Here is a 25467-nt window from a genome sequence, read left to right as displayed (position 1 = left end):
GCGCCCTCTCCCGTAGATCGAAAACACGGCTCTCGTAGATCGAAGACGAGTCCCCGATCGGTCTTTTTCGCGCCGCGCGGAATGATGCTGCCTCCTTTACCGTGGGAATTCCCTGCGAGCACCCTTTTTTGATCTTCTGCGGCTCCCTACAATCCGTCCATCTTGCTCAGCTCGCCTGAGCGTCGCGGCTTGATCAGCCGTAGGAGCCGCACGCCCATGCGCCAAACGTCAAGGAGGACGAATGGCGGGGCCACTCACCCCTTACCCGGGGTCGCTCAACTCTCCTCACGCACTGGCCGCAGCGCCGGTGCTGACCAGCGGGAACCGTACCCTGGTCTGGATCATCGCGGTCGTCGCGCTTGCCGCCCTCGCGCTCGCCTGGGTGCTGGTGCGCCAAGTGCTCAGGTCGGACGAGGGGTCCGACGCCATGAAAAAGATCGCCGCTGCCGTGCAGGAAGGCGCAAACGCCTATCTCGCACGGCAGTTCCGCACGTTGGGGATCTTCGCGGTGGTGGCGTTCTTCCTGCTCATGCTGCTGCCCGCCGACGATATGTCGCAGCGAATCGGCAGGTCGATCTTCTTCCTGGTCGGTGCGGTGTTCTCCGCGATCACCGGCTATATCGGAATGTGGCTCGCGGTCCGCAGCAATGTGCGGGTCGCCGCCGCGGCCAGGTCGGCGACCCCCGCGCCGGGTGAGCCGCCCGCGGACCTGACCTCCGTCTCGCACCGGGCGATGCGGATCGCGTTCAGGACCGGCGGCGTGGTCGGCATGTGCACCGTGGGCCTCGGCCTGCTCGGCGCGTGCGCGGTGGTGCTGATCTACAAGGCCGACGCGCCCAAGGTGCTGGAGGGCTTCGGCTTCGGCGCGGCGCTGCTGGCGATGTTCATGCGGGTCGGCGGCGGCATCTTCACCAAGGCCGCCGACGTCGGCGCGGACCTGGTCGGCAAGGTCGAGCAGGGCATCCCCGAGGACGACCCGCGCAACGCCGCCACCATCGCGGACAACGTGGGCGACAACGTCGGGGACTGCGCCGGCATGGCCGCGGACCTGTTCGAGTCCTACGCCGTCACCCTGGTGGCCGCTCTCATCCTCGGGAAGGTCGCCTTCGGCGACTCCGGGCTGGCGTTTCCGCTGCTCATCCCGGCGATCGGCGTCCTCACCGCCATGGTCGGCATCTTCGCGGTCTCCCCTCGCCGCGGCGACCGCAGCGGCATGACCGCCATCACCCGCGGCTTCTTCGTCTCCGCGGTGATCTCGCTGGCCGGTGTGGCGATCGCCAGCTACGCCTACCTGCCCTCCTCCTACGCCGACCTCAAGGGAGTCGGCTCCGACATCACCGGCCACAGCGGCGACCCGCGGGTGCTCGCCCTGGTCGCGGTGGCCATCGGCATCGTGCTGGCCGCGCTGATCCAGCAGCTCACCGGGTACTTCACCGAGACCTCCCGGCGCCCGGTCAGCGATGTCGGCAAGACCTCGCTGACCGGCCCGGCCACGGTGATCCTCTCCGGCATCTCGCTCGGTCTGGAGTCCGCGGTGTACTCGGCGGTGCTGATCGCGCTCGCCGTCTACGGCGCGTTCCTGCTCGGCGGCACCTCGGTGTGGCTGGCGCTGTTCGCGGTGGCGCTGGCCGGCACCGGGCTGCTGACCACGGTCGGCGTGATCGTCGCCATGGACACCTTCGGTCCGGTCTCGGACAACGCGCAGGGCATCGCCGAGATGTCCGGTGACGTGCACGGCGAGGGCGCCCAGGTGCTCACCGACCTCGACGCGGTCGGCAACACCACCAAGGCGATCACCAAGGGCATCGCCATCGCCACCGCGGTACTGGCCGCGACCGCGCTGTTCGGGTCGTTCAAGGAGGCGGTCGACACCGCCGTGGGCAAGGCGCACCCGCCCGCCTCCGACGCGCGCTGGCTGAGTCTGGACATCTCGCAGCCGAACAACCTGGTCGGGCTGCTGCTCGGCGCGGCCGTGGTGTTCCTCTTCTCCGGTCTGGCGATCAACGCGGTGTCCCGGTCGGCCGGTTCCGTGGTCTTCGAGGTGCGCCGGCAGTTCCGCGAGCACCCCGGGATCATGAGCGGCGACGAACTGCCCGAGTACGGCCGGGTGGTGGACATCTGCACCAAGGACGCGCTGCGCGAGCTGGCCACCCCCGGCCTGCTCGCGGTCCTCGCCCCGATCGCGGTCGGCTTCTCGCTCGGCATCGGCTCGCTCGCCTCCTACCTGGCGGGCGCGATCGGCGCGGGCACCTTGATGGCCGTCTTCCTCGCCAACTCCGGCGGCGCGTGGGACAACGCCAAGAAGCTGGTGGAGGACGGCCACCACGGCGGCAAGGGCAGCGCGGCCCACGCCGCCACGGTGATCGGCGACACCGTCGGCGACCCGTTCAAGGACACCGCGGGCCCGGCGATCAACCCGCTGCTGAAGGTGATGAACCTGGTGGCGCTGCTGATCGCGCCCGCCGTGGTGAAGTTCAGCTACGGCGTGGACGCCAACCTCGCGGTACGGGTGCCGGTCGCGATCGCGGCCGTCGTGGTCATCGTGATCGCGGTGTACGTGTCCAAGCGGCGCGGCATCGCGGTCGGCGACGACAGCGCGGACGGTGGCAGCGGCGGCGGAAGCGGAAGCGGAAGCGGTAGTGACGGTGGCAGCGGAACGGGAAGGGGAAGCGGTATCGGAAGCGACCGTGACAGCGGCAGCGACGACGGAGCCGCCGCGGCGGCCTGACGCCGTGTGAATTGTCACACCGCCAGGTGGGCGGCGGAGGCGCGGGCAGAACCGTACGAGGCCCGCGCATCCGCCGCCCACCTGCGGTTCAGCACATGCGACGAATGGCTTGAATATCAGATAAAAGGGGTCAACGGAGGTCAGGTCTGCGGGAGCGGTACCGCCCGGCCGTGTATGTTCCGGGGCCGTAAGGCCACGGAAGGGATCACCCGGTGAAGGTGAAGAAGAAGTTCCTGGCCGCGCTGTCCGGCGGCGCGGCCGTACTGCTCGCGGTGTCCGCGTGCGGCGGGGACGACACCGGCAAGAAGCAGGACGACTGGGCGAAGGGCGTCTGTGACCAGGCCCAGGTCCAGCTCAACAAGATCAACACCGCGAACACGTCGTTCGGCAAGGTGGACAGCGGCGGCAAGCCGCAGGACGTGAAGAGCGCCGACTCCGCCGCCTTCCAGTCGATCTCCGACGCGTACAAGTCGCTGGCCGGGATCTTCGGCAAGGCGGGTGCCGCGCCCGGTGACGACGGCGCGAAGTTCCAGCAGAACGCGGTGAACGTGTTCAACCAGCAGTCCGCGCAGTACGCCGCGCTGAAGAAGCAGGTCGACGGCCTGGACACCAGCGACCAGGCGAAGTTCGCGGCCGGCCTCGGCGACGTCTCCACCTCGCTCAAGCAGACCGCCGCCAACGGCCAGAAATCGCTCGACACCCTCCGCCAGGGCGACATGGGCAAGGCCCTCGCCCAGCAGCCCGGCTGCCAGGGCGTCTCCGGCGGTTCGACGAGCGCGAGCCCGACGGCGTCGTAACCGGACGGCGTCGTCACCGGACGGCGTCGTCATCGGACGGCGCCGGCATCGAACGGCGTCGGCGCCCGGCGCCGTCGTCGCCGGCCCGCGACATCGCCGGACCGTGCGGTCACCGGACGGTGTGGGGCACCGGACGGCCCACCCGGACCGCACCGGACCGCGGTACGGCACCCCTCCCCGGATTCCGGGACAATGAGCGGCGTGAGCGATCCGAGCAAACCGACCCAGCCGACCGGCGGTCCGCACTCCCCGCACCACCCGGGCGGTTCCGGCCGACCACTGCCCGATCCCGGCGCCGCGCCCGCCCTCCGCGCCGACCTGCTCGCCGCCGACTTCACCGCCGACGGCTGCCTGGAACTGCTCGGGGCCGTCGCATACACGGCCTTGTCCCGCGCCGAGACCGTCCCCGCGCTGCGCGCCACCCGCGGCGGCAGCCCCCTGGAGACCCTGGTCCGGCTCTTCCTGCTCCAGCAGGCGGTCCCGCTCACCCGCGCCCGCGCAGCCCTGGGCAGCAATGCCACGGGCACCGGCAACACGGGCCTGGACCGTTATGAGGCCGCCGGCTGGCTGCTCCGCGACGGCGACGACATCCGCGCCACCGTCGACGTACGCCCCTACGCCGGGGACGCCGGCGCCGACTGGTGGATCGTCTCCGACCTCGGCTGCGCGGTCGGTGGCGCGGCCGGCGTCGGCAGCGCGCCCGGCGTGGACCGGGCCGACCTGGTGCTGGGCGTCGGCGGCGCGTCCACCACGCTCGCCGGGCTGACCGTACGCGAGCCGGTCGGCAGCGCGCTCGACCTCGGTACGGGCTCGGGCGTGCAGGCGCTGCACGCGTCCCGGCACGCCACGCAGGTGACCGCCACCGACGTCAACCCGCGCGCCCTGCACTTCGCCCGGCTCACCCTCGCGCTGTCCGGCGCGCCGGAGCCGGAACTGCGGCAGGGCGGCCTCTTCGAGCCGGTCGGGGACGCGCGGTACGACCTGATCGTGTCGAACCCGCCGTTCGTGATCTCGCCGGCCGGGCGGTTCACCTACCGCGACGGTGGCATGGCGGGGGACGACCTGTGCCGCGAACTGGTCCAGCGGTCCGCCGACCACCTCACCGAGGGCGGCTACTGCCAGCTCCTCGCCAACTGGCAGCACACCGAGGGCCAGGACTGGCGCGAACGCGTCACGTCCTGGCTGCCCGCCGGATGCGACGCGTGGATCGTGCAGCGCGAGGTGCAGGACGTGGCGCAGTACGCCGAGTTGTGGCTGCGCGACGGCGGCGACCACCACGCCGACCCGACCGCGTACGCGCGGCACTACGACGCCTGGCTGGACGACTTCGAGCGGCGCAAGGTCAACGGCGTCGGCTTCGGCTGGATCACGCTGCGCAGGTCAGGCGCCGAGCAGCCCTCGGTCACCGCGGAGGAGTGGCCGCATCCGGTGGAGCAGCCGCTCGGGCCGTACATCGCGGACTGGTTCGGCCGGCAGGACTTCCTGCGCGGGCACGACGACGCGGCGCTGCTCGCGGCCCGCTTCACCCTCGCGCCCGACGTGGTGCAGGAGCAGGTCGGGCTGCCCGGCGCGGAGGACCCCGAGCACGTGGTGCTGCGCTCCGCGCGGGGCATGCGGCGGGCCACGAAGGTCGACACCGTCGGAGCCGGGTTCGCCGGGGTCTGCGACGGCTCGCTGCCGGCCGGCCGCATCATCGACGCCATCGCCCAGCTCCTCAACGAGGACCCGGTGGTGCTGCGCGACCGCACCCCCGCGTCGATCCGCCTCCTGGTCGAGCAGGGCTTCCTCGCCCCGGTCCCGGAGTAGCCGGAGCGGCTCAGTTCAGGTTGCGGAACAGCGTCCACACCACGGCCACGACCAGCAGGGCGTACTGGGACCGGGGGCGGAGGATCGGCTGCCAGCGCCGGCCGCGCAGGCCCTCGACCACCCAGCGGCCGAACATCCAGACCAGCGCGGGGGACAGCACCAGGACCAGGGCGTTGTCGTGGAAGGCCCGCACGGGGTCGCCGTGCAGGAGGTCGTACGCGAGGCGGGTGGCGCCGCAGGCGGGACAGAGCAGTCCGGTGAGCCAGTTGAAGGGGCAGCGCGGCAGGAAGTGCCCGCTTTGGTGCGGGTCGGTGCGGTAGAGGTAGGCGGACGCGGCCACCCCCACGGCGAGGGTGGCCAGCGGCACGACCGCCGGGTGCGGGCGCCGCGGCCCGGAGCGGGGCGGCTCGGAGCGGTGCGGCGCGGTGGTGGGGTAGCTCACGGGGACAGGTCCCCGCGCTCCGGCCGGCTCTCGTACGGGTTGTCTCCGTACGGCTCGCCGGCGGACGGATTCCGGTCGGACATGACGTGTCCCCCTGCCCCTGCGTTCCCGCCGTCGTGCGGATCGGTCGTCGTGCGGATCGGTCGTCCGCCTGCCCGCGGCCATTTTTGCAGCACCCGGCGCGCCGCGTCCCGTACCGCCGTTGATACGAACATTGATGCGAACCGGCCCGTGGGCCGGCCGTTGAACCGGCCGGTGAACCGGCCGCGGACAAGCCGCGGACGCGTCGCGCCGACCGCCGCCGCGGGCCCGGCCCGCCCGGCCCGCGGGCCCCGCCTCCGCCGTACCGCCCGTGTGGCCGTCCGCCGGAGCGGACGTAGAGTCGGCAGTGGAGCGGCATTGAGCCGCGGGGGTCGGAAAGCGCGATTTCGGGCAGGATCAAGCCCGTGGACGTAGCCTGCTGGAGGACCCCGCCGGTGTGGATAGAACGTACATCGGGTTACCGTTCGAGTGGCGTTGCGGACTTTTCCCGTTTGACACGGGCCCAGGAGGTACGGTCACACTCCGCAGCGACACCCCTTCGAACCGGAGAGAAGAGCGAAGTTGTCCCCGACCCGCGAGACCGCACAGGGCGGCCGCCGACTCGTCATCGTCGAGTCGCCTGCCAAGGCGAAGACGATCAAGGGCTATCTCGGCCCTGGATACGTCGTCGAGGCCAGCGTCGGGCACATCCGCGACCTCCCCAACGGGGCCGCCGAAGTGCCGGCGGAGTACAAGGGCCAGCCGTGGGCACGGCTGGGCGTCAATGTGGACAGCGATTTCCAGCCCATCTATGTCGTGAACGCCGACAAGAAGGCACAGGTCAAGAAGCTCAAGGATCTCCTCAAGGACTCCGACGAACTATTCCTGGCCACTGACGAGGACCGCGAGGGCGAGGCCATCGCCTGGCATTTGCAGGAAATCCTCAAGCCCAAGGTGCCGGTGCACCGGATGGTGTTCCACGAGATCACCAAGGACGCCATCCAGGAGGCCGTGCGGAATCCGCGCGAGCTGAACCAGCGCTTGGTCGACGCCCAAGAGACCCGCCGTATCCTCGACCGGCTCTACGGCTACGAGGTCTCCCCGGTGCTGTGGAAGAAGGTCATGCCGCGGCTGTCGGCGGGCCGGGTCCAGTCCGTGGCGACCCGCCTGGTGGTCGAGCGCGAGCGCGAGCGGATCGCCTTCCGCACCTCCGCGTACTGGGACCTGACCGGTGTCTTCAACACCGGCCGGGCCGGTGACGCCTCCGACCCCGCCACGCTCAACGCCAGGCTCGTCGCGGTCGACGGCCGCCGTGTCGCCCAGGGCCGCGACTTCGACGCCTCCACCGGCGCGCTCAAGCAGAGCGCCGCGGTGCTGCACCTCGACGAGGAGAACGCCCGGGCGCTGGCCGCCGCGCTCGCCGACTCGCAGTTCTCGGTGCGCAGCGTCGAGTCCAAGCCGTACCGCCGCTCGCCGTACGCGCCGTTCCGCACCACCACCCTCCAGCAGGAGGCGTCGCGCAAGCTCGGCTTCGGCGCGAAGGCCACCATGCAGGTCGCCCAGAAGCTGTACGAGAACGGCTTCATCACCTACATGCGTACGGACTCCACCACGCTGTCGGAGACCGCGGTGGGCGCCGCCCGCGCGCAGGTCGCCCAGCTCTACGGCTCCGACTACCTGCCGGACAAGCCGCGGGTCTACGCGGGCAAGGTGAAGAACGCCCAGGAGGCGCACGAGGCGATCCGCCCCTCCGGCGACCGCTTCCGCACCCCCGCCGAGACCGGCCTGACCGGCGACCAGTTCCGGCTCTACGAACTGATCTGGATGCGCACGGTCGCCTCCCAGATGAAGGACGCGGTCGGCCAGTCCGTCACCGTCAAGGTCGGCGGCGCCGCCTCCGACGGCCGGGACGCCGAGTTCTCCGCCTCCGGCAAGATCATCACCTTCCACGGCTTCCTCAAGGCCTACGTCGAGGGCGCCGACGACCCCAACGCGGAGCTCGACGACCGCGAGCGCCGGCTGCCGCAGGTCACCGAGGGCGACCCGCTGACTGCCGACGAGATCACCGCCGACGGCCACTCCACCAAGCCGCCCGCCCGCTACACCGAGGCGAGCCTGGTCAAGGAGCTGGAGGAGAAGGAGATCGGCCGCCCGTCGACCTACGCCACGATCCTCGGCACCATCCTCGACCGCGGCTACGTCTTCAAGAAGGGCACCGCGCTCGTCCCGTCCTTCCTCTCCTTCGCCGTGGTCAACCTGCTGGAGAAGCACTTCGGCTGGCTGGTGGACTACGACTTCACCGCCTCCATGGAGGACGACCTCGACCGGATCGCCCGCGGTGAGGCGCAGGCGGTGCCGTGGCTGCGCCGGTTCTACTTCGGCGCGGAGGGCGACGGCGACACGGCCCCGGCCGCCTCCGCCAACGGCGGCGACGGCGATCACCTCGGCGGCCTCAAGGAACTCGTGGAGGACCTGGGCGCGATCGACGCCCGCGAGATCTCCTCATTCCCGGTCGGCGAGGGCATCATGCTGCGGGTCGGCCGCTACGGGCCGTACGTCGAGAAGGGCGAGCGCGGCGAGGACAACCACCAGCGCGCCGACGTCCCCGAGGACCTGCCGCCGGACGAGATGACCATCGAGCTGGCCGAGGAGCTGTTCGCCAAGCCCAGCGGCGAGTTCGCGCTCGGCGACGACCCCGAGACCGGCCGCCCGATCGTCGCCAAGGACGGCCGCTACGGGCCGTACGTCACCGAGGTGCTGCCCGAGGACACCCCGAAGACCGGCAAGAACGCGGTGAAGCCGCGCACCGCCTCCCTCTTCAAGTCCATGACCCTGGACACCGTCACGCTCGCCGACGCCCTCAAGCTGATGTCCCTGCCCCGGGTGGTCGGCACCGACGCCGAGGGTGTCGAGATCACCGCGCAGAACGGGCGCTACGGCCCCTACCTGAAGAAGGGCACCGACTCGCGCTCCCTGGAGAGCGAGGACCAGCTCTTCAGCATCACCCTCGAACAGGCGCTGGCGATCTACGCGCAGCCCAAGGTGCGCGGCCGCGCCGCCGCCAAGCCCCCGCTGAAGGAACTGGGCACCGACCCCGTCAGCGAGCGCCCGGTTGTGGTCAAGGACGGCCGGTTCGGTCCCTACGTCACCGACGGCGAGACCAACGCGACGCTGCGCCGCGACGACGACGTCGAGACGATCACCCCCGAGCGCGGCTACGAACTCCTCGCGGAGAAGCGGGCGAAGGGCCCGGTGAAGAAGAAGACGGCCGCCAAGAAGGCACCGGCGAAGAAGGCTCCCGCCAAGAAGACGGCCGCGAAGAAGACCGGTTCGGCCACGGCGGCGAAGAAGGCGCCCGCCAAGAAGGCCGCGGCCACGAAGAAGACCGCGGCGAAGAAGGCGAGCTCCGCCAAGGAGTGAGGACGGCGCGGACCCGTTGACGTGGTGAGCGGCACTGTCCGTTTGTTCGGGCGGACACGTTTGGTTCGGGTGGGACGGATAGGCTGTCAGAATGACGCGATCCGAGCAGCCAGCGCAGCCCGCGACGGACGTCACCGAGGCGTTCGCGACCGACCTCTCGGCCGACTCCCGTGAGCGTGCCGTGGGCGCGTTGCTGAAGATTCCCACGCTGCGCAAGCTGTGGAGCGCGCAACTGACCGGTGCGGTCGCCGACCGCCTCGGCCTGCTGGTGCTGCTCGTGCTCACCGTGCAGGCGACCGTCACCGCGCACTCCTTCGGCGGCGGCTACCGGGGTGTCGCGTACGCCGTCGCCGCGGTGTTCGCCGCCCGCCTGGTGGCCACCCTCCTCTTCGGCGCGGTGCTGCTCGGACCGCTGACCGGGCTCACCGCGGAGAGCGGCCCGCTGGACCGGCGCTGGACGATGATCGGCGCGGACGGCGTACGGCTCGCGCTGTTCATCGTCGCCCCGCTGTGGGTCACGTGGGTCCCGCACTCGGCGCACCTGTGGCTGCTGGCCACCGCGTTCGTCGCCGGACTCGCCGAGCGGCTGTGGACGGTCGCGAAGGACGGCGCCGCCCCGGGGCTGCTGCCCCCGGCGGGCGACACGTCGGTCCGGCCCGCGCCCGACCACCTCGCCACGCTGCACCGCCTCGACCTGCGCACGAGCTTCGTCGCGCTGCCGCTGGCCGCCGCCTCCCTGGTCGTCGTCACGCTCGTCAACACGCTCATCGCGGTGGGCGTCGACTGGTTCCACCTGCACCAGGTCGCGCTGTCGTCGTACGTGGCCGCCGGGCTCTTCTCGTCCTCGATGGCCGTGCTGTACCTGCTGGAGCTGCCCGCCGGCAGCGCCGCGAAGCCGCACTCCCCGCTCCAGGGCCTGCGGCTGCCGAAGGGCCCGGCGGGTGCCGAGCGGGGCCGGACCGGCGCGCTGCCGCTGCTGGTGCTCGCCACCGCCGCGGTGGCCGGGGCGATCGGCGTCGCCGTTTCGGTCGCCGTCCTGCACGCGCTCGCCCTCGGCTTCGGGCCGACCGGCTTCGGCCTGCTGGTCCTGACGCTGACCGCCGGCACCGTGATCGGCATCCGGATCGCCCCGCACACCCTGCCCGCGCTCTCCCGCCGCCGCCTGCTGGCCGTGGGCACCGGCGTCACCGGCGTCGCGCTGCTGCTGACCGGCATCGTCCCCGACCAGGCCACGGTGCTGCTGCTGTCGCTGCTGGCCGGCACCGCCGCGGGCGTCACCGCGAACGCCGGGCACACCCTGATCGAGCAGGAGGCCGAGGAGTCCCGCCGGGTGCGGAGCGTCGAGCACCTGCACGCGGTCGTGCGCGCCGTGCTCGCCGTGGCCGCGATCGGCGGGCCGCTGGTGGCCGCCGCGATCGGCCCGCACCGCATCCAGAACGGCCACTTCACCTTCGACCACAGCGGTGCCGCGTACACCCTGATCCTGGTCGGCGCGCTGCTGCTGCCGGTCGCCGCGCTGGTCCTCGGCAAGACCGACGACCGTACCGGGGTGCCGTTGCGCCGCGACCTGCGCGAGGCGCTGCGCGGTGCGGAACCGGCCACCGGACCCGCCGCCACCGGCTTCTTCATCGCGATCGAGGGCGGCGACGGCGCCGGCAAGTCCACCCAGGTCGAAGCGCTCGCCGAGTGGATCAGGGCCAAGGGCCACGAGGTCGTGGTCACCCGCGAGCCCGGCGCCACGGCCGTCGGCAAGCGGCTGCGCTCCATACTCCTGGACGTCTCCTCCGCCGGGGTCTCGCACCGCGCCGAGGCCCTGCTCTATGCCGCGGACCGTGCGGAGCACGTCGACACCGTGGTGAAGCCCGCTCTCGACCGCGGCGCCGTCGTCATCTCCGACCGCTACATCGACTCCTCCGTCGCCTACCAGGGCGCCGGACGCGACCTCGCGCCCACCGAGATCGCCCGGATCTCGCGCTGGGCCACCGACGGGCTCGTCCCGCACCTCACGGTGCTCCTCGACGTCCCGCCGGAGACCGCCCGGGAGCGCTTCACCGAGGCCCCGGACCGGCTGGAGTCCGAGCCGGCCGAGTTCCACCAGCGGGTGCGCTCGGGATTCCTGACGCTCGCCGCCGCCGACCCCGCGCGCTACCTGGTGGTCGACGCGGCCCAGGAGCCCGAGGCGATCACCACCGTCGTACGACACCGGCTCGACCGCATGCTGCCGCTCTCCGCCCAGGAGATCGAGGCTCGCGCCGAGGCCGAGCGCAAGGCGGCCGAGGAAGCCGCCCGGCTCGCCGCGGAGGAGGCCGCCCGCAAGGCCGAGGAGGAGCGGCAGGCCCGCGAGCGCCAGGAGCAGCTCGAACGGCTGCGCCGCGAGGAGGAGGAGCGCCGGCTCGCCGCGGAGGAGGCCGCGCGCCGCGAGATCGCCGAGCGCAAGGCCGCGCAGGAGGCCGAGGCTGCCCGGCTCGCCGCCGAGGAGGCCGCTCAGCGGCAGGCCGAGGAGGACGCGCGGATCGCCGCCGAGGAGGCGGCGCGTGCGGCCGAGCAGGAGCGGCTGCGGCGGCTCGCGGAGGAACAGGCGCGGCTGCGCGCCGAAGCGGCCGAGAAGCGGCAGGAGAAGCAGCGCAAGGCCGAGGAGGCGCTGTTGCGCGCGGAGGCGGCGCGAGCCGCTGCCGCTGCCGCGTCCGACTCGGAGGAGACCGCGGTGCTGCCCGCGGTGTCGGACGCGCCCCCGGCGGATTCCGACCCCGGCTCTGACTCCGACTCCGGCTCCGGGTCCGGGTCCGGGTCCGGCACGGACTCTGATTCCGGCTCCAGCTCTGATTCCGGGTCCGGCTCGGGCTCCGGGGCTCGGTCCGGGTCCGGCTCCGGGTCCGACGCGGGACCCGACTCGACGTCCGGTGCTCCGTCCGACGCCGACGAGACCACGGTGCTGCCCGCGCTGCGGGACGAGCCCCACGCGGGGCCCGACGACGTCTCGGACTCCGATCGGACCGCGGTGCTGCCTGCCGTCGCGCCGCCCGCGTCGTCCTCCTCGGAGACGACGACGGTCATGACCCCGATCACGCCTGAGCCTGAGCCCGCGCCTACGCCCAGGCCGCAGTCGCAGTCGCAGTCGGAGCCGGCGCCGGAGACCTCGGGCAGCAATGACGAGACCACCGAGCTGCCGCCCCCCACGCCCGGCACCGCGCGTTCCGACGACCCCACCGACCGCGTGCCGCCGTGGCTCTTCCGCCCCGACCAGCCCACCGGCGACGAGCGCACCCATGAGATCCCCGCCGCCCAGGCCGCTCGCCGCCCCCGCCCCGAGTGGGCGGAGGAGACCCCTCTCGACGACCTTCCCACCCTCGCGGACGAGCTCCTCGGCCCCCACGACCGGGAAGACCCCCCGCGCGGCTGACCCCCGGGACCGCTGACCCCCGGGACCCCGGGACCCCGGGGATCTTCGGGACCGCTTGCCCTCGGAACCGCTCGTGCCGAGCGGGCCCGGGTTTCGAGGGCGGGGGCGGGGGAGCGGACCCCTCGCCCGGCCGCAGGCAGGGACAATGGACGGCGTGCGCTACTTCGTGCTCGGGGTGACCGAGGCCAGGTCGGAGGACGGCACCGTCCTGCCCCTGGGCGGCGCGAAGGTCCGTACCGTCCTGACCGTCCTCGCCGCGCACGCGAACCGCCCGGTCCCGCCCGAGTCGCTGATCGCCGAGGTGTGGACGGAAGACCCTCCCGCTGACGCGGCGGGTGCCCTCCAGGCCCTCGTCGCGCGCCTGCGCAAAGCCCTCGGCCGGGACGCGGTGGCGTCGGAGCCGGGCGGATACCGGCTGAACACACCGCGCGAGAGCGTCGACCTGTTCGCGTTCGAGGCGCTGCTGCGCGCGGGCGAGGCGGAGCTGCGAGAAGGCCGCCCGGACAGCGCGGCCCGCACCCTGGACCGGGCACTCGGTCTGTGGCGCGGCCCGGCGCTCGCGGACCTGCCGGACCGCGACGCGGCGGCGGCCCGCACGGACGCGCTGCGGCTGGCCGCGCTCCGCTCGAAGTTCGAGGCGGAACTGGCCCGCGGGCAGACCGCCGCCGTACTGCCCGCGCTGCGGGAGGCGGTGGCCGCGCACCCGCTGGACGAGCCGTTCCACGCGCAGCTCATCCGCGCGCTGCGGGCGACCGGCCGCAGCGCCGACGCCCTGATGGCGTACGAGGAGGCCAGGACCGTACTCGCCGACACGCTCGGGGCCGACCCGGGACCGGAGCTGCGGGCGCTGCACGCGGAACTGCTGGAGTCGCCGGAGCCGGCCGGGCGGGTCGGGACCGCCGGGCGGGTCGGGACCGCCGACCCGCCCGGGACCGCATCCGATGCGCAGGGGCCCGTACCCGATGCGCACGGGACCGCCGCCGCCCGGCCGGACCGTCCGCAGCGCGGCAACCTACGGGCCCGGCTGACGAGTTTCGTCGGCCGGGAGACGGACCTCGCCGCGATCCGGGCCGACATACGGGCCGCGCGGCTGGTGACCCTCACCGGGCCCGGCGGCTCCGGGAAGACCCGGCTGGCCCAGGAGGCGGCCGAGGCCGCGCAGGACGGCTACCCCGACGGCGTGTGGCTGGCCGAACTCGCCCCGCTGGACGATCCGCACGCCATCCCGCACGCCGTGCTGAGCGCGCTCGGCCGCCGCGACACCTTCGTCCTCGGCCCGGCCCGGGACGCGCTGAGCGGTGAGCCGCACACCGAGAACCCGATCGAGCGGCTGGTCGAGTACTGCACCGGCCGCCGGCTGCTGCTGGTGCTGGACAACTGCGAGCACCTGATCGAGGCCGCCGCGTACCTGGCCGCGGAACTGCTCGCCCGCTGCCCGGACCTGACCGTCCTCGCCACCAGCCGCGAACCGCTGGGCGTGCCGGGGGAGCTGGTCCGCCCGGTGGAGCCGCTGCCGCCGCGGACCGCGTTCCGGCTGTTCGCCGAGCGCGCCAGGACCGCCCGCCCGCATGCGGCGCCGTACCCGAACCCGCCCGAGGATCTGGCCGAGGACCCGTCCGGGCGCCCCCACAGCGACACGACCGACACCAAGGACACGAAGGACACCACCGGCACCGATGTCGCGGCGGTCCAGGAGATCTGCCGTCGGCTGGACGGCTTGCCCCTGGCCATCGAACTCGCCGCGGCCCGGCTGCGCGCGCTGTCCCCCCGGCAGATCGCCGACCGGCTGGACGACCGGTTCCGGCTGCTGACCGGCGGCAGCCGCACCCTCCTGCCGCGCCAGCAGACCCTGCGCGCGGTGGTGGACTGGAGTTGGGACCTGCTGGACGAGCGGGAGCGTACGACGCTGCGCTCGCTGAGCGTCTTCGCCGGCGGCTGCACGCTCGCCGCGGCCGAGGCGGTGTGCGGCCCGGACGCGCTGGACACGGTGGCCCAACTCGTCGACAAGTCCCTGGTGGTGGCCGAGCACGACCGTGCCGCCGGCACCCGCTACCGGCTGCTGGAGACGATCCACGAGTACGCCCTGGAGCGGGCTCGTGAGCATCCCGCCGAGCTGGCCGCGGCCGGCGAACGGCACACCGCGTACTTCCGCGAGCTGGCCGCGACCGTCGATCCGCGGCTGCGCGGCGGCGACCAACTGCTCTGGTTCGAGGTGCTGGAGACCGAACTGGACAACGTCAGGGCCGCGTTGCACCGCGCGCTGGAGCACCGGTCGGAGGCCGACGCGGTGGCGATCGCGCGGGCGATGGGCTGGTTCTGGTGGCTGCGCAACTACCGTGACGAGGCGGTCGGTTGGCTCACGCGGGTGGCCGCGCTCGGCGTCGACCACCTGGACGACGCGGACGACCCGATGTACTGGCCGCGCCTCGACGTGCAGTTGCTGCTGCTGTTCGTCCAGGGCGACCGCGCCACCGAGGACCAGTGGGCGTCGTCGGAGGTGAAGGCGATGGTGAGCCGGCTCTCCACCGCGTACCGGGAAGCCGGCCGGCCCGCCGCGCGCTTCCCGGGCATGCTCTGGCCGTTCACGCTCTACGTGTCCGACGGCGGCCTGCTGGTGCTCGCCGAGACGGACCGGGTGGTGGCGAACTGCCGTGCCCACGGCGGCGAATGGGAGCTGGCCGCCGCGCTGATGTTCCGGCTGCACGTGACCGTCGACTCTCCCGGCGGCGCGGAGCGGGCCGACCAGGACTGGGAGGAACTGAGCGTTCTCAACGGGCGGTTGGGCGACCGCTGGATCAGGGCCCAGGTGCACAGCGCCCGGGCCGAGATCGAGACGCTCCGCGGTGACTACACCGCGGCCCGGGCCGGTTTCGACGCGGCGTACCGGCTCGGCCGCGAGCTGGGCGCCTTCAGCGAGGGCTCGTTCCTGCTCGGACGGATGGCCGAGCTGGCGCACCGCTGCGGCGACGACGAGGACGCCAGTGTGCTCCTGGACGAGGCCGAGGAGGAGGCCGAGCGGTACGCGGTGATGGACGCCCGCACCTACGTGCGCTACCTGCGGTCGCTGTTCCTGCTGCGCCGGGGCGCCGTGCGCGAGGCCAGGGAGCTGTACGAGACGGCGGTGGGGCGGATCGCCGACGGCACCCCGCCGCCGATGTTCCACGTGCTGCTGCGCGGCCTGTCCGCCGGGCTCACCGCCGCCGAGGGCGACCCGCGGGCCGCGCTGCGCGAAGCGGCCGAGGCGGTACGGCTGGCGACCGAGGTGGGCTGCACCGAGGCGGTGGTCGGTGCCCAGTTCGACACGGCCGCGCAGATCCTGGCGGAGCTGGGCGACGCGCGCTCGGCGGTGCGGATGTCGGGCGCCGCGGACACGGTCCGCGGCGGCCTGCCCCGGACGGTGCCCGAGCAAGCGCAGGACGACGAGGTACGGGCGCGGGTGGCGGCCGTACTCACCGCGGAGGAGTCGGCCCGGCAGCGCGCGTGCGGGGCGGGGCTGAGCCGGCCGGAGGCGGTGGCGGAACTGGCGGAACTGGCCGGACCGGCGGGTGAGCGGGCGGCGGAACCGGCCGAACCGGCCGCACCGGCCGGACCGGCGCGTGAGCGGGCGGCGGAACCGGAAGAGGGCCGGGAATAGCCAGGCCGGGTCGGGCGGTTTTCCGTTGAAGAGTTATTGATGTTTCAATCGGATTTTCGTTGACGGGTTCTGGGAGTGAGTGCCGTGAAGGTCGAGATCTATTCGGACATCGCCTGTCCGTGGTGCTACGTGGGCAAGTCCCGCTTCGAACGGGCGCTGGCGGCATTTCCGCAGGGCAACACGGTCGAGGTGGTCTATCGGCCGTTCCAGCTCGACCCGGACGCCCCGCACGAGCCCCGTCCGCACCGCGAGGTGCTGGCCGCGAAATACGGTCCCCAGGCCGTCGCCATGGACGACCGGCTGACCCAGCTCGGTGCCGCCGAGGGCCTCACGTTCGACTTCGACTCCGTGCTGGAGAACAACTCGCTGCTCGCGCACCGGCTGCTGCGCTTCGCCCTCGACGAGTACGGCGCCCCCGCCCAGAACCGGCTCAAGGGAAACCTGATGGCCGGGCACTTCGCCGAGGGCCTGGACATCGGTGACCCCGACCGGCTGGCGGACGCCGCCGTCGCCGCCGGTCTCGACCGCGCGGCGGTGACCGCCTTCCTCGCGAGCGACGCCCTCACGGACGAGGTCGTCGCCGACATCGCGCAGGCCCGCGCGGTCGGTATCACCGCCGTGCCGACCTTCGTGTTCGAGGGGCAGTGGGCGGTCCAGGGCGGCCAGGAGACCTCCACGTTCCTGCGCGCCCTGGAGCAGGTGGCGCAGGAGACGGCCGCGGACCAGCCGACCGCCGAAGGCTCCCACGGCACCGACAGCTCCGACGGCTCCGACGGTGACGGGTGCGTCGACGGGGTCTGCGCGGTCAAGTGACGCCTGGCGGTGGGCCGCTGGGCGTCACTGGCAGGTGATCACCGAGTCGGCCCAGTCCGCCAGGTTGCCGAAGGACAGACCGCCCGAGGCCGGCGTGACGACGAGTTGAAGCGTCTTGCGGCCGGTGAGGTCGACGTGCACCGGCACGGCGGGGTCGCCCGGGTGGACGGGGCCGGAGGACCACAGCCGGCTCCCGTCGGCGTACACCGCGAAGGTGACCGACGTGCGCAGCAGCGGGCTGACCAGGTCGTCGATGCCCGCGCGGGCGTCGTAGGAGACGCAGGCGCGGTTGAGGGCGACGTTCACCGTGGAGGGCGCGTGCACGGTGATGCCGTGGTCGTAGGTGGTGCCGCCGATGCTGGGACTGGTCCGGTCCCACCACCAGTTGCCCAGGCCCTGGGGGACGATCGCCGGCTCGTCGGAGTTCGCGCCGAGTCCCTGGACCGGCAGTGAGTTGACCTTGTACGCGGTCGGGGCCGGCGGCGGTGGGGTCGGTGTCGGCGTCGGCGTCGGCTTGGGGGTGGGCTTGGCCGGCGGCGGTGTCGGCTTCGGCGTGGGTTTGGGCGTCGGCTTGGGCTTGGGCGGCGGTGTGGTCGCCACGGGTGCCGCCGACGGGGCCGGTGGCGGCGGCACCACGGGCTTCGGGGTCGGCTTGGGCGCCGGGCTCGGCGGTGGCGCGGCCGTGACCGGTACGGTGACCGGCGGCTTGGCCTGCGGCTTCGCCGGGGCCTTCTCGTGGCCGCCGGTGAGCGCGAAGGCGAAGGCGACCCCGGCGGCGGCGACCACCACGGCCGCGGCGATCCCCGCCTTCGCGGGTGCCCCCAGTCCCTCGCCCGCCGCGGCGCCTCCTGCCGCGCCCGCCGTGCCTCCGGAACCGGTGGCCGCGGCCGCCGCGCCTCCCGCCGCCGCGGTGGCGGCCGCTCCGCCCGCCACCACGATCCCGGCGGTCTTGGCGGCGTAGGCCGCGGCGAACCAGCCGATGTACGCGACCGGCAGCAGCCCCTTGAGCGCGGAGTTGAGGTCGGCGAGTTCGGCCGACGCGGCGGTGCAGCGCGCGCACTCCTTGAGGTGGCGGTTCAACTCCCGGTCCGCGCGCATCCGCAGGCCGCCGCGGGCGTGCGCGCCGAGCCGGTCGGCGTAGCGGGCGCACTCGCCCTCGGTGGTGAGCGTGCTGCTGACGTGGGCCTGCAGATATGCCTGGCGCAGCCCCTCCCGGGCGCGATGGGCGAGGACCGCCGCCGCGTTGGGGGTCAGGCCGAGCAGCGGGGCGACCTCGCTGGGCGACTCGTCCTCCACCGCGGTGTGCCACAGCACGGTCTGCCAGCGCTCGGGCAGGGTACGGAACGCCCGGATGGCCAGGGAGCGTTCGGCCTCGTGCATGGCGCGCACGTCGGCGCCGAGGTCGGCGCTGCGGTCGGTGACGGTGGAGCCCGCCGCGGTGACCGCGAACACCGCGAAGTCCTCGACCAGTTGCTCCCGGCGGGCGGTGTTGCCCCAGGTGGCGGCGACCCGGCGCACCGTGGTCAACAGGTAGGCGCGTACGGCGGATTCGGGTCCGCTGCCGCCGCGGATGGCCTGGAGGGTACGGGCGAAGACCTCGCCGGTGAGGTCCTCGGCGGTGTGGGCGTCGCGGCAGCACGAACGGGCGTAGCGGCGTACGGACTCGGCGTGCCGGCGGTAGAGCTCTTCGTACGCGTGGTCCTGCCCGGCCCTGACCTGGTCGACCAACTCGGCGTCCGAGTAGCCGGATGGGGTCGACAGGCCGCCGGGCCCGGTCGGCTGCGCGGGTACGGTCCCGGTCGGCTGGGTGTCGTCGAGGTCGGCGTCCGTGCGGCCAGTGCCCGGGTCGGTGCCGGCACCGGTGTCCGCAGCGGAGTCGGCGCCGGACTCCATGCCGGGGTGTGCCGCCGCGTGCAGGTCGGCGTCGGCCGGCAGTTGGGTGTCGGCCGACCCGACGGGCCCTGCCGCAGGGCCTGTTGCGGGCGCTGCGGCAGGGGCCGGGATCGTCGCCGGAGCCGAAGCCGAAGCGGACTCCGGGGCAACGGACTCCGCGGCGGCGGGCTCGGGTCGTGCGAACGGGTCGCGCTGTCCCGGCACCCTGCGCGGCGGTGCCGCGTCGCCGGTCACCGGGTCCGCGGGTGCGGAGCCGGACTCGCCGTTAGCCTCATCCACGGGGCAAGCGTGACACAGGACCCGAGCGCGGTGTCATGTCTTCCGGTGGAACCACTCATCCGTGGTCGCACCGTTCACACATCCTCCACTGTCACTCGATCGGGTCGCTGCCGGAGTGGTGGTTGAGCTCCGTGACGTGTTCCGTGAGGGGGTCGCCGGACCGCGGGCGCAGTCCTTCCAGCAGGATGTCCAGCAACCGTGCCGAAGCGGCTTCCTGCTGGTGGGCGTCGGGCAGCGCGGGCGGTGAGGTGGCGATGACCAGCAGTACGTCGGCCACCGACACGTCGGTGCGCAACTCGCCCGCCTGCCTTGCTCGTTCGACGAGCTGCCCGACGACGTCGAGCAGGGTGCCGATGCCGTCGTCGTCCGCCCGCGGTTCGGTGCGGGCGCGACCGCCGTGCAGACCGGTGTGGACGCCGGTGTGGTCGGCGGTGTGGTCGGCGCCGACCGGGACGCCCTGGTCGGACGGTCCGGCTGCGGCCACCGCAATCGGGGTGCGCTGCGACGGCACCCGGACCGGCTCGTCACCGCCGGGGCGGTAGTCCTTGCCGCCCGCTCCGCCTTCCACCCGCAGGACCTGCGGCGGCAGCAGCCGCCCGGCGCCCGACGCGGCCGAGGTGCGCAGGAAGCGGGCGAGCGCGGACCACGCCTCGTCCTCCTGCCCGAGCGCGGTACGGGCCTGCTCGGTCAGGCGCGCGGTCTCCTCCTTCGCGATCCGTCTGACCAGGACGTCCTTGCTGGGGAAACGGCGGTAGACCGTGCCGACGCCGACCCGGGCCCGCCGGGCCACGTCTTCCATGGGTGCGCCGTATCCCAGTTCGCCGAACACTTCACGTGCGGCGCGGAGTACGTGCTCGAGGTTGCGCTGGGCATCGACGCGGAGTGGCGCTGGGCGCGCAACGCCTCCGCGATGGTCCGAACCGGCAGCCGAAGTGCGTTGAGAGTCCTGAATGTGCATTTGTCCCATCCCCCGGTGAATCAATGTCTCCCCCCGGAGACTCCTCACCCATTGTGAAGATCGCCGCGCCAGTGGCGCGGTACTACGAGATACGAACATAGTTGAGGGCGCGGCCAGAAAGAAGGGGGGCTGCTTGCGGTCCGCCACATGGCGGCATGCGCCGCCCGGAACGGGTGTCATCCGTTACCGCCGCCAAACCGGTTCGTTTCGCCCCCGCTGACCTGGCTCCTTGCCGATTCCCCGGAATCGTCGTGTCCGTACTGTGGACAAACGACTCTGATCCATTGCGTCATGGAGCAATGACGACGGAGTCGGCAGTCATGGCCAGGACAAGCACACCGCGCATTCTCGTCATCGGCGGTGGCTATGTCGGGATGTATGCCGCCCTGCGGCTCCAGCGCAAGCTGAAGCGCCATGAGGCCGACATCGTGGTCGTCGAACCGCAGCCGTACATGACCTACCAGCCCTTTCTGCCCGAGGCGGCGGCCGGCTCGATCTCGCCGCGGCATGTGGTAGTGCCGCTTCGCCGGGTGCTTGACAAGTGCCGGATCGTCGTCGGCGAGGCGCGCGGCATCGACCCCGACAAGCGCACCGCCACCGTCGACACGCTGGTCACCGTGGAGGAGGGCGGCAATGCGCTGGAGATCCAGTACGACCATCTGGTCATCGCCCCCGGCTCGGTCTCCCGCACCCTGCCGGTGCCGGGCCTGGCCGAACACGGCATCGGGTTCAAGACCGTCGAGGAGGCCATCGGGCTGCGCAACCACGTGCTGGAGCAACTCGACATCGCCTCCTCCACCCGTGACGCCGAGGTGCGCGAGGCCGCGCTGACCTTCGTCTTCGTCGGCGGCGGCTACGCGGGCGTGGAGGCGCTCGCCGAACTGGAGAACATGGCCCGCTACGCCGTGCGGTACTACCACAACATCACCGCCGACGACCTGAAATGGGTGCTGGTCGAGGCGTCCGACCGCATCCTGTCCGAGGTCGGCGAGACCATGGGCCGCTACGCGCTGCGCGAGCTGCGCGGCCGCAACATCGACATCCGGCTGGAGACCCGGCTCGACTCCTGCGAGCACCGGATCGCGGTGCTCTCCGACGGCGACCGGCTGCCGACCCGGACCCTGGTGTGGACCACGGGCGTCAAACCGGCGCCGCTGCTCGCCGCCACCGGGCTGCCGCTGACCGCACGCGGCCGGCTGCGCGCGGACGCCGCCCTGCGGGTGGAGGGCGCCGAGCGGGTGTGGGCGGCCGGAGACGCAGCCGCCGTGCCCGACCTGAGCGCCGAGCAGCCCGGCGCCGAATGCCCCCCGAACGCCCAACACGCCGTGCGCCAGGCCCGCGTTCTCGCCGACAACCTCATCGCCGAACTGCGCGGCCTCCCGCTCACCGACTACCGGCACGTCTCGGCCGGCTCGGTGGCGTCGCTCGGCCTGCACGAAGGTGTCGCGGTCGTGCACGGCCGCGCCTTCAAGGGCTATCCCGCCTGGCTGATCCACCGGATCTACCACCTCAGCCGGATGCCCACCTACAACCGCAAGGCCCGCGTCCTCGCCGAATGGGTGCTGGCCGGCCTCTTCAAACGGGAGGTCGTCTCGCTCGGCTCGCTGGAACACCCGCGCGCCGAGTTCGAACTGGCGGCCGGTTCCGAGCGCAAACCCGACGCACCCTGACCCCGCCCAGCCGCTCCGCGATTCCCGCCCGCGCCGCGGTTCGGCCACACTGGGGCTGTGACCACGCGTGCAGCAGCACTGGCAAAGAGTGACAAAAACGAGGAATCGGACGTTTGAACCTTACGCGCTGGAGCGCCCGGCTCCCCGGAACACAGCGACGCAGTGCCGTACCAGCAGCGCGCGGCAAGGCCGGCGACCCCACTCCCGGCACCACCGGCGCAGCCGCAGCCGGCACCCCCGGTGGCGACGCCACCACTCCCGGCGACCGCGCATCCGACAGCGACGGCCGGCCACCCGCCCCGGCACCCACCGACACCACCCCCGCGAGTGAACAGTCCGTCCGCGGAGTGCTCAGCCGGCTCCCGGCCCTCATCGCCTTCACCCGCGGCCCCGCCCACCAGGTGCGCTTCGTCAACGACGCCTACACCGACGTCTTCGGCCCCCGCACCACCGGCACCCCCGCCCGCGACGCCCTGCCCGAACTCGACGAACTCGGCCTGCTCCCGCTGATGGACCAGGTCCACCGCAGCGGCAAACCGCGCACCGTCAAGGCCCGCAAGGTCGCGCAGGGCGCCCACGCCGCCCCGGGCACACCCACCCGCGAGGGCTACTTCACCTTCACCTGCACCCCGGTCCAGCCCGGACACGCCGACCCCGAGCAGCGCGGCGTCCTCGTCTTCGGCGCCGACGTCACCGACCAGGTGCAGTCCGCCGAACGCCTCCGCGAGAGCGAACGCCGCCTCCGCGACACCGCCGTCACCCTCCAGCGCAGCCTCCTGCCGCAGGAGCTCGAACAACCCGACGACCTCCGGGTCGCCGCCACCTACCAGCCCGGCGGCACCGACGCCGCCGTCGGCGGCGACTGGTACGACGTCATCACCCTCGGCGCAGGCCGCACCGCCCTGGTCATCGGCGACGTGATGGGCCGCGGAGTGCGCGCCGCCGCCGTGATGGGCCAGCTCCGCACCGCCGTACGCGCCTACGCCCGGCTAGACCTGCCACCGCACGAGGTGATCCAGCTCCTCGACGAGCTCGCCGCCGAAATCGACGCCACCCAGATCGCCACCTGCGTCTACGCCGTCCACGACCCCAGCGAGGGCCGCCTGCACTACGCCAGCGCCGGCCACCTCCCCATCCTCATCCGCGACCCCGACGGCACCGTGCACTGCGTCGAGGAACCCACCGGACCGCCCCTGGGCACCGGCGGCTGGATTCACACCTCCGGCACCGTCCCGCTCGGCCCCGGCTGCACCGCGGTGCTCTACACCGACGGCCTCATCGAACGCCGCGACCAGGACATCGACGAAGGCGTCACCGCCCTCACCCGCGCCCTGGCCGGCGCCACCGGCGCACCCCAGGTGATCTGCGACCGGCTGCTGCGCTCCCTCGGCGTCACCTCGGAACACGACGACGACGTGGCCGTGCTCGTCCTGCAGTACCCCGACCACACCGGCGCCGACGCGGAACTCTTCCGCAACGCCTCACTCGACCTGCTCGGCGGTGTGGAGGCCGCGCCCCGCGCCCGCGCCTTCGCCACCGGGGTGCTCGCCTCCTGGCGCTTCCCCACCGAACTACGCGACCTCGGTGTCCTCGCGGCCAGCGAACTCGTCGCCAACTCGCTCAAGCACGGCATCCCGCCCATGCGGCTACGGCTGCGACGCACCGACCGGCGCCTGATCATCGAGGTCACCGACGGCGACGAGCACCTTCCGCGCCGCCGCCGCGCCGACCCCGCCGACGAAGCCGGCCGGGGCATCTCGATCATCGCGACCATCGCCACCGGCTGGGGCTCCCGCCGCACCCCGGGCGGCGGCAAAGCCGTCTGGTGCGAGTTCGCGCTGCCGATGTGACCGGCGGCCGGAGCGGGCGGCCTCCGAATGCCGCCGCACCCGCCTGCCCGGCCGCGGTCGCCCCACCCGGCACCGAACGGGCGGCACCGCGCACCGGGTCGCGGTGCGCGCGGTACGACCCGCGGCTCAGCCCGGTATGCGCTCGGCCTCCACCGGCTCCGGACGCACCGACTGCGCCACCACCCGGACCGCCGGCAGCGGACTGTCCTGCACCGGCGAGAGATGCCGCGCCATCCGCAGCGCCGTCACCGATATCGCCAGCGAGCACACCACCAGCATCACGATGTACGCGTCATACGCCCCGGCCGCCGCGATGACACCCGCCACCGCCGGGCCCAACGCCAGGGCGAGCTGCTTCACCAGCGCGAACGCCGAGTTGTACTGCCCCACCATCCGGTCCGGCGCCAGGTCGGCCACCAGCGGATTCACGGTGGGCGCCAGCATGGCCTCACCCAGCCCGAACAGCGCGTAGGTGGAGATGATCGCGGCGACCGCGAGCGTGTGGTTGCCGTGCATCAGGCCGGATACACCGGCAGCCATCCAGGCCACTGCCCACACGAGGCCGACCGCGGCTATCACCCGGCTGCGCCGCCGGCGCTCCACCACCCGCAGCACCACGAACTGCGCCAGCACCACGACCGCGGTGTTGGCTGCAAGTGCAGTCCCCAGGGTGGCGGGGGAGATGTGCGTGACCTCCACCGCGAACGCCGACAGTCCCGACTCGAACTGTCCGTAGCACGCGAAGAACATCACGAAGCCGAGCACGCAGACCATCACCATCGCCCGGTCCCGCAGCATCGTCCGCCAACCGCCCGCGGCGCCGCCATCGGTCTGCGACCGGTCGCCGGCGGCCAGGCGAGGCGCCCCGGGCACCCGCGCGGTGGCGATCACCGCGCCGAGCACCAGGAACATCGCCGCCTCGATCGCGAACAGCCGGATGAACGACGACGGATGCGCGGTGTCCACGATCAGCCCGCCGATCAGCCCACCGACGCCCAGCCCCAGGTTGTTCAGGAAGAACTGCATGGCGAACGCCCGCGACCGGGTCGCCGTGGTCGAGCACCACACGATCATCGTCGCCAGCGCCGGCTGCACCACGGCTATCCCCGCGCCCAGCGCGCCCGCCGCGGCGATGACGCCCGCCTCGCTGCCGGACAGCCCGAGGCCGAGCGAGCCGCACGCGGCCAGCGCGGTGCCCACGACGGCGACCGGGACCGGACCGCGCCGGTCGATCGCCCGACCGGTGAAGGGCAGCACGAAGAGCGCGGCGACGGCGAACGTCGCCAGCACCGCGCCCGCGGTACCGGCACCCAGCCCGCGCACCTGCGACACGTAGATAAACGTGAAGGGCACGGTGAAGCCGTTGCCGAACGCGCTCAACGCGTTCCCCAGCTGGATACGGCGCAGCGCGGCGCCCATCGCGGTGGTCACACTCACCTCACTCGTTCACGGCCGCGCCCTGTCCGGGCGCAGCGCAGCCACAGTCCGCCCCCGGAGCCGCAACAGCTTCGGAGTGAAGACTTCAGAAGTAAACTTCGAAGCTAAAGACTACACAGGGAAGGGCTTTAGTGCAATGTCTTTCCATGGCATACTCAGGGGCATGACCGCAGCCCCAGGCCCCGCGGGAGCACCGCAGGAGCTGGACCTCGACGAACAGATCGCCGCCTACCAACGCGAGTTCCCGGAGGTCGATCCGCAGGTCGAGAAGGTGGTCACCGCCCTCGGGCGGCTCAACCGCCGGATGAACGTCGCGTAC

At 72.9% G+C, this 25467-nt stretch carries 14 protein-coding genes (1 of these 14 running past the window's edge); 10 read left to right on the top strand and 4 right to left on the bottom strand.

Annotated elements, in window-relative coordinates; genetic code table 11:
* Positions 1-241: 241 nt before the first annotated feature.
* The 3 genes from OG896_RS16930 to OG896_RS16920 all read left to right on the top strand — a co-directional run bounded on the left by OG896_RS16930 (position 242) and on the right by OG896_RS16920 (position 5331).
* A complete protein-coding gene (locus tag OG896_RS16930) occupies positions 242-2728 on the top strand; it encodes a sodium-translocating pyrophosphatase (RefSeq protein WP_329366338.1) in 2487 nt (828 codons plus the stop codon).
* Positions 2729-2940: 212 nt separating this feature from the next.
* Positions 2941-3525, top strand: coding sequence for a small secreted protein (locus OG896_RS16925; RefSeq protein ID WP_329366336.1), 585 nt, complete (start codon positions 2941-2943; stop codon positions 3523-3525).
* 192 nt (positions 3526-3717) lie between these two features.
* Complete coding sequence (locus OG896_RS16920; RefSeq protein ID WP_329366334.1) at positions 3718-5331, top strand: DUF7059 domain-containing protein; 1614 nt, start codon at positions 3718-3720, stop codon at positions 5329-5331.
* 10 nt (positions 5332-5341) lie between these two features.
* On the opposite strand, the gene OG896_RS16915 is transcribed toward OG896_RS16920, so the two are convergent.
* Positions 5342-5773: a DUF2752 domain-containing protein gene (locus OG896_RS16915; protein WP_329366332.1), complete on the bottom strand. Its 432-nt coding sequence runs from the start codon at positions 5771-5773 to the stop codon at positions 5342-5344.
* 603 nt (positions 5774-6376) lie between these two features.
* Between OG896_RS16915 and topA the strand changes: the two genes are divergently transcribed.
* From topA to OG896_RS16895, 4 genes are all read left to right on the top strand, one after another.
* Complete coding sequence (topA, locus tag OG896_RS16910) at positions 6377-9214, top strand: type I DNA topoisomerase (RefSeq protein WP_329366330.1); 2838 nt, start codon at positions 6377-6379, stop codon at positions 9212-9214.
* Positions 9215-9305: 91 nt separating this feature from the next.
* The gene (tmk, locus tag OG896_RS16905; RefSeq protein WP_329366328.1) at positions 9306-12614 is read left to right on the top strand and encodes a dTMP kinase; all 3309 of its coding nucleotides are present in this window, start codon (positions 9306-9308) and stop codon (positions 12612-12614) included.
* Between the two features lie 154 nt (positions 12615-12768).
* Positions 12769-16248, top strand: coding sequence for an AfsR/SARP family transcriptional regulator (locus OG896_RS16900; RefSeq protein ID WP_329366327.1), 3480 nt, complete (start codon positions 12769-12771; stop codon positions 16246-16248).
* Between the two features lie 84 nt (positions 16249-16332).
* Positions 16333-17061, top strand: a complete 729-nt coding sequence (locus OG896_RS16895; RefSeq protein WP_329366325.1) for a DsbA family oxidoreductase — start codon at positions 16333-16335, stop codon at positions 17059-17061.
* A 24-nt stretch (positions 17062-17085) separates the two neighbouring features.
* On the opposite strand, the gene OG896_RS16890 is transcribed toward OG896_RS16895, so the two are convergent.
* Positions 17086-18954: a sigma-70 family RNA polymerase sigma factor gene (locus tag OG896_RS16890; protein ID WP_329374077.1), complete on the bottom strand. Its 1869-nt coding sequence runs from the start codon at positions 18952-18954 to the stop codon at positions 17086-17088.
* Positions 18955-19324: 370 nt separating this feature from the next.
* Entirely contained in the window at positions 19325-20191 is an 867-nt protein-coding gene (locus tag OG896_RS16885) for a TetR/AcrR family transcriptional regulator (protein ID WP_402442610.1), read from the bottom strand.
* 320 nt (positions 20192-20511) lie between these two features.
* On the opposite strand from OG896_RS16885, the gene OG896_RS16880 reads away from it, so the two are divergent.
* Both OG896_RS16880 and OG896_RS16875 read left to right on the top strand, forming a co-directional pair.
* On the top strand, positions 20512-21861 hold the full coding sequence (locus OG896_RS16880) for an NAD(P)/FAD-dependent oxidoreductase (RefSeq protein WP_329366323.1): 1350 nt from the start codon (positions 20512-20514) through the stop codon (positions 21859-21861).
* 113 nt (positions 21862-21974) lie between these two features.
* Positions 21975-23711 (top strand): SpoIIE family protein phosphatase, encoded by a 1737-nt coding sequence (locus OG896_RS16875; protein WP_329366321.1) that lies wholly within the window; start codon positions 21975-21977, stop codon positions 23709-23711.
* Positions 23712-23837: 126 nt separating this feature from the next.
* On the opposite strand, the gene OG896_RS16870 is transcribed toward OG896_RS16875, so the two are convergent.
* Positions 23838-25142, bottom strand: coding sequence for an MFS transporter (locus OG896_RS16870; RefSeq protein ID WP_329374075.1), 1305 nt, complete (start codon positions 25140-25142; stop codon positions 23838-23840).
* Between the two features lie 169 nt (positions 25143-25311).
* Between OG896_RS16870 and OG896_RS16865 the strand changes: the two genes are divergently transcribed.
* A protein-coding gene (locus OG896_RS16865; RefSeq protein ID WP_328467425.1) for a MarR family winged helix-turn-helix transcriptional regulator crosses the window boundary here: on the top strand, positions 25312-25467 show its start. The gene runs 405 nt beyond the window's last position; 156 of the gene's 561 nt are visible here — the first part of the coding sequence; the start codon lies at positions 25312-25314; the stop codon falls past the right edge of the window.

The sequence above is a fragment of the Streptomyces sp. NBC_00669 genome, from assembly GCF_036226785.1.
Taxonomy (GTDB): domain Bacteria; phylum Actinomycetota; class Actinomycetes; order Streptomycetales; family Streptomycetaceae; genus Actinacidiphila.
Note: the sequence above shows the minus strand (reverse complement) of the source record. Positions and strands in the feature narration are given on the sequence as shown.

Excerpts from the sequence above, each read along its gene's own strand:
- OG896_RS16920 (WP_329366334.1), top strand. The coding sequence starts at position 3,718 with ATGAGCGGCGTGAGCGATCCGAGCAAACCGACCCAGCCGACCGGCGGT.
- OG896_RS16930 (WP_329366338.1), top strand. The coding sequence starts at position 242 with ATGGCGGGGCCACTCACCCCTTACCCGGGGTCGCTCAACTCTCCTCAC.
- OG896_RS16885 (WP_402442610.1), bottom strand. The coding sequence starts at position 20,191 with ATGCACATTCAGGACTCTCAACGCACTTCGGCTGCCGGTTCGGACCAT.
- OG896_RS16880 (WP_329366323.1), top strand. The coding sequence starts at position 20,512 with ATGGCCAGGACAAGCACACCGCGCATTCTCGTCATCGGCGGTGGCTAT.
- OG896_RS16890 (WP_329374077.1), bottom strand. The coding sequence starts at position 18,954 with ATGGAGTCCGGCGCCGACTCCGCTGCGGACACCGGTGCCGGCACCGAC.
- tmk (WP_329366328.1), top strand. The coding sequence starts at position 9,306 with ATGACGCGATCCGAGCAGCCAGCGCAGCCCGCGACGGACGTCACCGAG.